The organism is Bosea vaviloviae, assembly GCF_001741865.1.
GTDB classification, from domain to species: Bacteria; Pseudomonadota; Alphaproteobacteria; order Rhizobiales; family Beijerinckiaceae; genus Allobosea; species Allobosea vaviloviae.
In genome coordinates, this window is sequence record NZ_CP017147.1 from 876,342 (window position 1) to 887,500 (window position 11,159).

Below are 11,159 nucleotides of genomic sequence, written 5' to 3' on the forward strand. Positions count from 1 at the left end.
GCGAAAAAACATAATCGCTTCTGAAAGTTGAAAGCCTTACAGCGCGACCGGCGAGAGCAGCGGCTTGCCCGCGAAATAGGCCTCCAGATTGCCGACCAGCAGATCCTGCTGGGCAAGCTGAGCCGATTCCGCATTGGCGGCGATATGCGGCGTCAGCACGACGTTCTCGAGCACCTTGAGCCGATCGGGCACCTGCGGCTCGTGCTCGTAGACATCCAGCGCCGCACCCGCGATCAGCTTCGTCTCCAGGGCCTCGCACAGGGCCTCCTCATCGACCGCGATGCCGCGCGAGATGTTGATGAGATGGCCCTCCGGCCCGAGCGCGCGCAGCACCTGCGCGTTGATGGCGTGGCGGGTCTCGATGCTAGCGCGCACCGCGACGATCAGCATATCGGCCCAGCTTGCGAGCCCGAGCAGGCTGTCGTGATAGAGATAGGGCAGCTCCGGCCGCTGCGAACGGTTGTGATAGCCGATCGTCATGTCGAAGGCGGCCGCGCGGCTGGCGATGCGGGCGCCGATGGCCCCCAGCCCATAGATTCCGAGCTTACGACCGGCCAAACCCGGCACATTGGCCATGCGCTCGATCGAATTGCCCTGCCAGCGCCCGGCCCGCACGAAACGCTCGGCGGCGCCGATCTGGCGGGCGGAGGCCAGCAGCAGGCCCATGGCGAATTCGGCGACGCTCGTCGCATTGGCGTCGGCGGCATTGCACAGCCTGATGCCGCGTGCCTTCGCACAGGCCCGGTCGACCCCCTCGATGCCCGTGCCGTAGCAGGAGATCAATCCGAGCTTCGGCAGCGCATCGATCAGCGCGGCGTCGGTCTTCAGCGAACCCATGGTGAGCAGCGCCTGCGCGGCCTCGGCTCCCTCCGGCAGGGCGTCGGGCGTGGAACGCTCCATTGGGCCCAGCAGCACATAGCGCTCCTGCAGGCGCTCGACGAGGCGCGCGGGCATGCGCGGCGCCATCAGGATCGTCGGCTTCATCGGTCTGCAATCTCCGGTTCATGCGCCGAGTTCATGCGCATTGCATCGCAGCATTCCAGGAGCCGCACCTCAACCCGTCCTGGAGCGACAACGGACATATCGCCCACGCAGAGCGAGGGGCCCATGATTGATGCGGCGCAACATGGAAAAAGCCCAGCCACGGCTTTTTCGCCCCTCGCCTGCGACAAAAAAGCGCGTTAACGTTTGCCCGCTCGACATCAGACACACGCCAAGCGCGCAAGCGCCGGGCTCACAAGGGGCTACAGATGGATCATCTCGCTGACGTCAAGAAATTCGCCAAGAAGCCGTTGAATGAGGCGGCGTTTGCCGGAATGTCGAAATCCTACGCCCTCGTCATGGGCAAGGCCGACACGCGCTACGTCGCCTGCTCCGACCCTGCCGAGCTGGATCGCGTTCGCGAGAATTTTCTGAAGAAGAAGCTCGGCCTGAAGACCGCCGATCTCGACGCCTCGATCAAGGCGGCATGCGAGCATATGAAGGCCGACAAGACCAAGTCGCGCCTGACCTTCTACTATCTGCTGGCCGAGCATTACGGAAAGCTGGATCTCTTCGTGAAGAAGTAACGCGCCAGCCGCGTCGCGGCCGGCCTCGCGCCGGCCATTTCACGGCGAGACGGGCGACGGGGAGACGGCCGGCCCAAGACCGGCCATGATCTCAGCCTGCCCGCGAATACAGATCCTCACGCGTCAGCGGCAGTCCCGAGGCGCCCTTGCGGCGCTTGGAGACCAGCGTCTGGTTGACCAGCGCGCCGCCGCGCTCGAACGCCAGCGAGCAGCCGGCGAGATAAAGCAGCCACATCCGGGTGCGCTCGGGGCCGATCTCGGCCTCGGCCTCGGCCTTGCGGGCCTCCAGCCGCTCCCACCAGAGCCGCGTCGTGCGCTGGTAGTGCTCACGCCAGCCCTCGACATCATGCACCTCGAAGCCGTTTCGCTCGAGATTGGCGATCGACATGCCGAGATGGTCGAGCTCGCCGCCGGGGAAGATGTAGCGCACCAGAGCACGGTATTCCGCGGGCATCTTGTTGAAAGCCTTCTCGGTCTTCTTGGCGCGGCGCGAGATCGTGTGGTGCAGATACAAGCCGCGCGGGCGCAAGAGCCGGTTCACCGCCTTGAAATAGGCCGGGTGGTTGGCGATGCCGACATGCTCGAACATGCCGATCGACGAGATCTTGTCGAACTCGCCCTCCATCTGGGTGAAATCCTTGAGATGGAGCGTGACCTTCCCCTCGAGGCCGAGCCGCGCCACTTTCTCGCGCGCCAGGGCCAGCTGCTCCTCGGCCAGCGTCACGCCATGCGCCTCGACACCGTAATGTTGCGCGGCATGGCAGATCAGCGCGCCCCAGCCGCAGCCGATATCGAGCAGGCGGTCGCCGGGTTTCAGCCGCAGCTTGCGGCAGATCATGTCGAGCTTGTCGCGCTGGGCGCGCTCGAGATCGCCATGATCCTCCGTGAAGTAGGCGCAGGTGTAGACCATCTCCTCATCAAGGAAGAGCCGGTAGAAGGCGTTCGAGACGTCGTAGTGATAGGCGATATTGGCCTTGTTGGTGGCAGGTGCGCCATCGCGAGCGATCTCGTCGCCCTTGATATGGGCCACGGCGCTCGGCGCCTCACCCGGCGCAAACAGGAAGCGGCGGACGACATCGAAGGCGGCCGCCTTCGAAATGCCGCGCGCCAGCCTGCCGACCTTGCCCTCCGGCCGCGCCGCCGCGAGATCGAAGATCGAGCCGTTGAGCAGCGAAATCCGGTCGGTGACGTGGAGGTTCAAAAGCGTGTCGAGCTTGGGCTTGCGCAGCAGCGCGGCGACGACGCCGGGGTCGCGGATGGCGATGGCCAGCCCGCTCTGCGGCCAGTCGGCCGGCACATGCGAGCCGTCCCAGAGCCGGAAGCCGAGCTTGAGCCCGAGCTTCTGATGCGCCTCGGTCAAAAGCCGCCGCAACGCGGCGAGACGCTTGTCGTCGCTGTTCATCCGAGAAATCCGTGACATATGGACGTCGTCTTTGGCCGCAGCGGCGCGAATTGGCAACTACGCGTCATCGAGAGTGCGTTCTGGCGCATCCTCAGAAATCGCTCGCGATCCCCTTCACCTCCCAATCATTGTAGCGCGCCGGCTCCAGGCCGCCGCGGCCATTGATCTCCTTGTCCCGGGCGACCTCAGTCGCGTGGGCGTCGATCTCGGCGCGCCGCGCCTGCGCCTCCGCAAGGGCGCGCTGCGCCGCCGGCGAAAGCGGCTTGGCAGGCGTGGCTTCCTGCGCGGTGGCGGGGAGCTGGTCGACGGGCTTTTCGGTCATTGGCGGCATCATCTCTTGCAGGATCGGCATCCACTTCACCACATAAGGCAGGAATCCGCATCGCGGGAGGGGCGCAGCGCCTCTGGCCCGCATGATCCGCAAGGGAGCCATGATGAACTACGTCCGCACCTTCATGCTGATGGCTGGCCTCACCGCGCTCTTCGCCGTGGTCGGCTATCTGCTGGGCGGCCCGGGCGGCATGCTGGTGGCGCTCGCCATCGCGGCTGCGACCAATCTCTTCAGCTACTGGAATTCCGACAGGCTGGCGCTCGCCGCCCATAATGCGCAGGAAGTCGATGAAGCGAGCGCACCCGAGCTGTATGGCATGGTCCGCGACCTCGCCGCCCGCGCCAACATGCCGATGCCGCGCGTCTATCTGATCCAGGAGGACCAGCCCAACGCCTTCGCCACCGGCCGCAATCCGCAGAACGCCGCCGTCGCCGCGACGACCGGCATCCTGCGCACGCTGACCTATGAGGAGCTGGCCGGCGTGATGGCGCATGAGCTCGCCCACATCAAGAACCACGACACGCTGACCATGACGATCACCGCGACCATGGCCGGCGCGATCTCCTCGCTCACCACCTTCGGCATGTTCTTCGGCTCGCGCGAGAACCGCCCCGGGCTCATCGTCCAGATCCTGATTTCGGTGCTCGCGCCGCTGGCCGCCATGGTGATCCAGATGGCGATCTCGCGCTCGCGCGAATACGAGGCCGACCGGCTCGGCGGCGAAATCGCCGGCAATCCGGCCAGGCTGGCCGACGCTCTGGCCAAGATCGCGGGCGGCGTCGCGCATATTCCCAACGAGACGGCGGAGGCGAAGCCTGCTACGGCGCACATGTTCATCATCAATCCCCTGAGCGGACGCGGCATGGATTCCCTGTTTTCGACCCACCCCGACACCGGCAGTCGCATTGCCGCACTGATGGAGCAGGCCCGTGCCATGGGCGTTGGCACAATGGGCCTCGGCCGCGCCGGCGGCTTCACCGGCCAGGCCAGCCAGAGCCCCTGGAACAGCGACCGCACACCCGGTCCCTGGGGCTGACATGATCAAGCAAGCAGATCTGAGCCCGGAACTGAACGAGACCACGGCGCAGACAAGCGAGCCCGTGCCGGGCCTGCCGGCGCGCCGCCTTGCCGCGACGCTGATCGACGAGGTGCTCAAGGCCCGGCTCGCGCTGGACGAGACCTATGAGCGGCTCGCGCCGGAATTCGGGCTCGATGCCGCCGACGCCGCGCTGGCGCGCGCCATCGCGATCACCGCCTTCCGCCGCCTCGGCACGATCCAGCATGCGATCAATGCCAGGCTCGAACGCGGCAGCCCGCGCAATTCGGGCCCCTTCGAGCCGATCCTCGTCGCCGCGGCAGCCCAGATTCTCTTCCTCGACGTGCCCGACCATGCCGCCGTCGATCTCGCCATCCGCCATCTCCATGAGGATGCGCGCTCCTCGCGCTATGTCTCGCTCGGCAACGCTCTGCTGCGCCGGCTCGCCCGCGAACGCGACGCGATCCTCAGCGAGGCGCTCGACCCCTTCCTCGACACGCCGGAATGGCTCGCCGAGAGCTGGATCGAGAGCTATGGCGAAGAGACCGCCGCCGCCATCGCCGCCAGCCATCGCGACGAGCCGCCGCTCGACATCAGCGTCAAGGACGACGCGACCGGCTGGGCCGGGAAGCTCGACGGGCTCCTGCTGCCGACCGGCTCGGTCCGTCTGCGCGAACGCCAGAGCATCACCGGCCTGCCCGGCTTCGATGAGGGCGCCTGGTGGGTGCAGGACGCCGCAGCCGCCCTGCCTGTTCGCCTGCTGGCGCCCAAGCCCGGTGAGCGCATCGCCGATCTCTGCGCCGCACCTGGCGGCAAGACCGCCCAGATCGCCGCGGCGGGCGCCCATGTCACCGCCGTCGATCGTTCGGGGCCACGCCTGCGCCGCCTCAGGGCCAATCTGGAGCGGCTCGGACTCTGCGCCGAGATCGTCACCAAGGACGCGGCGCTCTGGCAGGCGGAGCCCTTCGACGCCGTTCTGCTCGATGCGCCTTGCAGCGCCACCGGCACGATCCGCCGCCATCCCGACGTCGCCTGGACCAAGACGCCGGAAGACCGCGACAAGCTCGCCGCCCTGCAGGCGCGCCTGCTGGAAGCCGCCGCGCGCCTGACCAAGCCCGGCGGACGCCTGATCTACTGCACCTGCTCGCTCGAACCGCAGGAGGGCGAACAGCAGATCGAGGTTTTCCTGGCGGAGAATCCTGATTTCGAGCGCTCGCCCATCACCGCCGACGAGATCGGCGGTGTGGAAGGTGCGATCGACCGCCATGGCGATCTGCGGACCCTGCCGCACCAGCTGAAACATGACGGTCCCCGTTTGTCGGGATGGGCGGGATTTTACGCATGCCGCCTGATCAGGCGAGAGCCGGATCACAACGAATAGATACGCCAAGCGATTCTGTTTGTTGCCTGAATCCGCCTCTTATCAAAAGCTTAGAGCATGATGCCGGCCGAAGACCGGTTTCCCCTTTTCGGCATCATGCTCTATGACGAAGCCGAGATTCGCATGGTGGGACGCCATGCGCGGGGACGGGGCGTGCGTGGGCATTGAGCGGCTGGTCTGAGCGACGAGGACTTGCCCGGGCTGCGATCGGACGGGCGGCGCGGCGGACCCGTGGCCACCTCGTCGGCGCGGCGCGCAAGGCTTGGCCGTTCGGCAGAGCCCCCGCGACACGGCTTTTATTTGCGCCGCATGATTTGCGCACCGCCGACCCGACGACGGCAGGCGACATCTATTCCGGCTATTACGCCTTCGCCGGCCGCACCTTGCGCACCCATGGCGAATCGCCCTTCGATAGCGCACCGCCGAGCGATGCCTGGGCCGAGACGCTGCATGGCTTCGGCTGGCTGCGCCATATGCGCTCCGCCGACACCGCGATTGCACGCGCCAATGCGCGCGCTCTGGTCGAGGATTTCATTGCCAGGAAGCGCGACCGTAACGAGGTCTCGCGCCGCCCCCATGTCGCCGCGAGGCGACTGATCTCCTTCCTGTCGCATTCGCCGCTGCTGCTTGAGGGCGCCGACCACGCCTTCTATGAGCGCTTCCTGCGCCATATCTCGCGCCTGACCGACCAGCTGACTTTGGCCCTGGCCGGCGCGGTCGATGGGGTGGCCAGGCTGCAATGCCTGACCGCGGTCTCCTTCGCCACGATTTGCCTGGATGGGCAGGATGCGCGCCGCCGGCGCTATGATCTGGCGCTCTCCGACGAACTCGATCACCAGATTCTGCCCGATGGCGGGCATCTCAGCCGCAATCCCCGGCAATTGATCGAGCTTCTGCTCGATCTCCTGCCGCTACGCGAGACCTTCGCGGCGCGCGGGCTGGAGCCGCCGCGCGGCGTGCTGATGGCGATCGAGCGGATGATGCCGCATCTCAGACTGTTCCGGCATGGCGACGGCGCGCTCGCCTTGTTCAACGGCATGGGCACGACGCCGCCCGATCTGATGGCGACGCTTGCCGCCTATGACGACGCCCGCGCCCGGCCGATCGAGCAGGCGGCCTATTCCGGCTACAGCCGGCTGTCGGGAGACCGCAGCATCGTCGTGGTCGATGCCGGTGCGGCGCCACGCGGCGCGCAGTCGATCGAGGCGCATGCCGGCTGTCTCGCCTTCGAGTTCTCCAGCGCCGGCCAGCGCATCGTCGTCAATTGCGGCACGAGCCGCTTCGGTCCGCCGGAATTGCGCCTTGCCATGCGCAGCACCGCGGCGCATTCGACGCTCACGCTCGACGAGCGCTCCAGCGCGACCTTCGGGTTGGTGCTCGGCGAACGGCGGATCATCGCCGGCCCGCAGGATGTGCGGGTCGCGCGCCAGGACACGCAAGCCGGCCCGGAATGGGTCGCAAGCCATGACGGCTATCGCCGCAGCCTGGGCGCCGTGCATACGCGCCGATTGATGCTCGCCAAGGACGGCGCATCGCTCGTGGGCGAGGACGAGATCGCCTTGTCCACCGAGCGCGACACGCTGCCGGCGGTGGCGCGCTTCCATCTCCACCCCGGCGTCAAGCCGAGCCTGATCCGCGAGGGTGAGGGCGCGCTGCTGGCGCTGCCCTCCGGCGAGGTCTGGGCCTTCGACGCCGGCGGCCTGCGCGTGACGATCGAGGAGAGCATCTTCCTCGCCTCGGCCGATGGCGGGCGCCGCAGCGAGCAGCTCTGCATCGATTTCGACGCCGTGGCGACGCCGCAGATCATCTGGCGTTTCAGCCGCGTCAGCGCCGCCCCGCCGCGCAGCGCGCGCCTCCGCAGCGAGCCGGCTCCGGTCGAATTGCCGCTCGCCCCGCCGGCCGAGGCCTGAGCTTTCACAGCGACGAACTTTGCTTTGCGCGCTGCAGCATGATAGCTCGCGCGCAACAGTTTTTAAGCCAGCACCGGACTTAACCCAGATGCCGACAGAGCTTCGCCGCGTCGAACGCGCCCTCCTTTCCGTCTCCGACAAAAGCGGGTTGATCGATTTCGCCCGCGCCCTGAACCGCCTCGGGATCGCCCTGGTCTCGACCGGCGGCACCGCCAAGGCGATCGCCGAAGCCGGCCTGCCCGTGACCGATGTCTCGGACCTGACCGGCTTTCCCGAGATGATGGACGGGCGCGTCAAGACGCTGCACCCGAAGGTGCATGGCGGCCTGCTCGCCATTCGCTCCCATCCCGAGCACCAGGCCTCGATGCTCGGCCACGGCATCGCGCCGATCGACCTGCTCGTCGTCAATCTCTATCCCTTCGAGGCGACGGTCGCGGCCGGTAAGCCTTATGACGACTGCATCGAGAACATCGATATCGGTGGGCCGGCGATGATCCGCGCCGCCGCCAAGAACCACAACGACGTTGCCGTCGTGGTCGAGCCGGCCGATTACGCCGCCGTGCTGAGCGATCTCGAGGCGCATAAGGGCGCGACCACGCTGACGCTGCGCCGCAAGCTCGCCCAGAAGGCCTATGCCCGCACCGGCGCCTATGATGCGGCGATCTCGAACTGGTTCGCCAATGAGCTCGGCGACACGGCGCCGGCCTATCGCGCGCTCGGCGGCGCGCTCGCCGAGACGATGCGCTATGGCGAGAACCCGCATCAATGGGCGGCGTTCTATCGCACCCCCGACCAACGTCCCGGCGTCGCGACCGCACGCCAACTCCAGGGCAAGCAGCTCTCCTACAACAACATCAACGACACCGACGCCGCCTTCGAATGCGTCTCGGAATTCGACCCGACGATCTCGGCTGCCTGCGCCATCATCAAGCACGCCAACCCTTGCGGCGTCGCGACCGGCACCACGCTCGGTGAGGCCTATGCCCGCGCTCTGGCCTGCGACCCCGTCTCGGCCTTTGGCGGGATCATCGCCTTCAATCGCAAGCTGGACGGGGCGACCGCCCGCGAGATCGTCAAGATCCTCACCGAAGTGATCATCGCGCCCGACGCCGATGAGGAGGCGATCGCGGTCATCGCCGGGAAGAAGAATCTGCGCTTGCTGGTGACCGGCGGCTTGTCGAACCCACGGGCCAGCGGCCTGTCCCTGCGTACCGTCTCGGGCGGCTTCCTCGCCCAGGCTCGCGACAACGCCGTCGTCGACGACATGGAGCTCAAGGTCGTCACCAAGCGCCAGCCGAGTGAGGCCGAACTTGCCGATCTGCGCTTCGCCTTTCGCGTCGCCAAGCATGTCAAGTCGAACGCCATCGTCTACGTCAAGGACGGCGCGACCGTCGGCATCGGCGCCGGCCAGATGAGCCGGGTCGATTCCTCGCGCATCGCGGCCTGGAAGGCCGGCGAGGCCGCCAAGGCATTGGGTTCGACCGAGAGCCTGGCCAAGGGCTCTGTCGTCGCCTCGGACGCCTTCTTCCCCTTCGCCGACGGCCTGCTGGCGGCGGCCGAGGCCGGCGCGACGGCGGTGATCCAGCCCGGCGGCTCGCTGCGCGATGACGAGGTCATCAAGGCCGCCGACGAGGCCGGCCTCGCCATGGTCTTCACCGGACACCGCCACTTCCGGCACTGAGGCAGCATCAGCTCTCAGCAAGCCCACGTCGTCATCCCGGACAAGCCGCCCTCGGGTCCGGCCTTCGGCCGGCCCAAGGACAGGCTCCGCGGCGCTGATCCGGGATCCATCGGAGAGCGTCATTCTCGGGCTTGTGCCCTGAGAATCTCATGACCAGAGCGCTCTGGTTTACGAGATGGTCGGGGCAAGCCCGACCATGACGTGCTGTGGCCGGGGTCGCCCAGGATGACGGCGCGTTCTTGACGAGGGGCTCGACGCCGCTCCCGACAGGGCACTACTCTCCCTGCAAGGGGATGAGGGCGGCATGACGCAGGACCATGGAGGACGGACGCTGCTGCGCGAACGCGTCGCGCATCAGCACAACAAGGTCTCGTTCGTCGAGCTGTTCTTCGATCTCGTCTTCGTCTTCGCGATCACTCAGATCTCGCACACGCTGCTGGAGCATTTTTCGCCGCTCGGCCTCGCCCAGGCGGTGCTGCTGCTCGGCGCGGTCTGGTGGGTCTGGGTCTATACGAGCTGGGCGACCAACTGGCTCGACCCCGAGACGACGCCGGTGCGGTTGATGCTGTTCGCATTGATGTTCGCCGGCCTGGTTCTCTCGACCTCCCTGCCGGAAGCCTTCGAGGGGCGCGGCCTGATCTTCGCCTGCGCCTATGTGGCAATGCAGCTCGGGCGCAGCATTTTCACCATGCTGAGCCTGAGAGCCCATAGCCCGGCGAATTTCCGCAATTTTCAGCGCATCACGCTCTGGCTCGGCCTGTCCGGGCTGTTCTGGATCACTGGGGGACTGGCGCATGGCGAGATGCGCTTCGGGCTCTGGGCGCTGGCGCTGGCCATCGAGTATGCCGGTCCCGCGCTCGGCTTCCGCGTTCCCGGCCTCGGCCGTTCGACGACCAGCGACTGGAATGTCGAGGGGGCCCATCTGGCCGAGCGCTGTGCGCTGTTCATCATCATCGCGCTCGGGGAATCCATCCTGGTGACCGGCGCGACCGCGGCGAAGCTCGCCGCCACCCCGGCCAATATGCTGGCCTTCGCCAACGCATTTCTGAGCTCGATCGCGATGTGGTGGATCTATTTCCATATCGGCGCCGAGCGCGGCAGCGAGCGGATCGCCCATTCCCACGACCCCGGGGCAATCGCCCGCATCGCGTACACCTATATCCATCTGCTGCTGGTCGCCGGCATCATCCTGGTCGCCGTCGGCGACGAGTTCGTGCTGGCCCATCCCGGCGGGCACACCGAGGCGAAGGTCACTATTGCCGTCATTGGCGGGCCCGGCCTCTACCTGCTCGGCAATCTGCTGTTCAAGAAGGTCACGGCCGGCTGGTATCCGCTCTCGCATATGGTCGGGCTCGGCCTGCTGGCTTTGCTGACGCTGTTCCCGGGCGTTCTGCCGCCGCTGGCCTTCAGCCTCGCGGCAACAGCCATTCTCGTGCTCGTCGCAGCCTGGGAAGCCCTGTCCCTGCGACCGAAGGAGGCCTGAGCCCATGCACACCATCAAGGTCATTGCCGGCGGCTTCGCCTTGCTCGGCGTCCTGCTTGTCCTGGCGCCGCGGCTCGGCATCGCCGGGGGCAATCCGATCGCGTTTGCGGTCAAGCTGTTCATCCCGCTCTGGCTCGTCGCTGCGCTGGTCAATCTCTGGATCGGCGTCAGCCGTGCCGGCTACAGCGTGATGGAGGAATTGCCGATCGGGCTCGTCGTCTTCGGCGTGCCGGCGCTGGCGGCGCTGGTCATCGCCTGGATGTTCGGTAGGATGATGGGATGAGCCTCGCTTCCGTCCGCGCCTTCTTTTCCGAGCACGCACCCGACATCAGCATCATCGAGACGCCGCAGAGCAGTGCGACGGTCG

11 protein-coding genes (1 of these 11 only partly in view) are annotated in these 11,159 nt (G+C 67.0%); 8 read left to right on the forward strand and 3 right to left on the reverse strand.

Annotated features, from left to right (window positions below):
- Positions 1–36 precede the first annotated feature (36 nt).
- Positions 37–984, reverse strand: a complete 948-nt coding sequence (locus BHK69_RS04105) for a 2-hydroxyacid dehydrogenase (protein WP_069688996.1) — start codon at positions 982–984, stop codon at positions 37–39.
- Between the two features lie 266 nt (positions 985–1,250).
- On the opposite strand from BHK69_RS04105, the gene BHK69_RS04110 reads away from it, so the two are divergent.
- Positions 1,251–1,568: a DUF2853 family protein gene (locus BHK69_RS04110; protein ID WP_069688997.1), complete on the forward strand. Its 318-nt coding sequence runs from the start codon at positions 1,251–1,253 to the stop codon at positions 1,566–1,568.
- A 91-nt stretch (positions 1,569–1,659) separates the two neighbouring features.
- On the opposite strand, the gene BHK69_RS04115 is transcribed toward BHK69_RS04110, so the two are convergent.
- On the reverse strand, positions 1,660–2,970 hold the full coding sequence (locus BHK69_RS04115) for a class I SAM-dependent methyltransferase (protein ID WP_069688998.1): 1,311 nt from the start codon (positions 2,968–2,970) through the stop codon (positions 1,660–1,662).
- A 91-nt stretch (positions 2,971–3,061) separates the two neighbouring features.
- On the reverse strand, positions 3,062–3,292 hold the full coding sequence (locus BHK69_RS04120; protein ID WP_069693363.1) for a DUF1674 domain-containing protein: 231 nt from the start codon (positions 3,290–3,292) through the stop codon (positions 3,062–3,064).
- Positions 3,293–3,404: 112 nt separating this feature from the next.
- Between BHK69_RS04120 and htpX the strand changes: the two genes are divergently transcribed.
- From htpX to BHK69_RS04155, 7 genes are all read left to right on the forward strand, one after another.
- Positions 3,405–4,337: a zinc metalloprotease HtpX gene (gene htpX, locus BHK69_RS04125; protein WP_069693364.1), complete on the forward strand. Its 933-nt coding sequence runs from the start codon at positions 3,405–3,407 to the stop codon at positions 4,335–4,337.
- Position 4,338: 1 nt separating this feature from the next.
- Complete coding sequence (locus BHK69_RS04130) at positions 4,339–5,718, forward strand: RsmB/NOP family class I SAM-dependent RNA methyltransferase (protein ID WP_083269116.1); 1,380 nt, start codon at positions 4,339–4,341, stop codon at positions 5,716–5,718.
- A gap of 314 nt (positions 5,719–6,032) precedes the next feature.
- Positions 6,033–7,628, forward strand: coding sequence for a heparinase II/III family protein (locus BHK69_RS04135; protein ID WP_244548393.1), 1,596 nt, complete (start codon positions 6,033–6,035; stop codon positions 7,626–7,628).
- A gap of 88 nt (positions 7,629–7,716) precedes the next feature.
- Positions 7,717–9,309, forward strand: a complete 1,593-nt coding sequence (gene purH / locus BHK69_RS04140; protein WP_069688999.1) for a bifunctional phosphoribosylaminoimidazolecarboxamide formyltransferase/IMP cyclohydrolase — start codon at positions 7,717–7,719, stop codon at positions 9,307–9,309.
- Between the two features lie 304 nt (positions 9,310–9,613).
- The gene (locus BHK69_RS04145) at positions 9,614–10,792 is read left to right on the forward strand and encodes a low temperature requirement protein A (RefSeq protein WP_069689000.1); all 1,179 of its coding nucleotides are present in this window, start codon (positions 9,614–9,616) and stop codon (positions 10,790–10,792) included.
- A gap of 4 nt (positions 10,793–10,796) precedes the next feature.
- Positions 10,797–11,075, forward strand: coding sequence for a hypothetical protein (locus BHK69_RS04150; RefSeq protein ID WP_069689001.1), 279 nt, complete (start codon positions 10,797–10,799; stop codon positions 11,073–11,075).
- Positions 11,072–11,159, forward strand: the beginning of a protein-coding gene (locus tag BHK69_RS04155; RefSeq protein ID WP_069689002.1) for a YbaK/EbsC family protein. The gene runs 380 nt beyond the window's last position; 88 of the gene's 468 nt are visible here — the first part of the coding sequence; its start codon is at positions 11,072–11,074; its stop codon lies beyond the right edge, outside the window. Before BHK69_RS04150 ends, BHK69_RS04155 begins: the two co-directional genes overlap by 4 nt.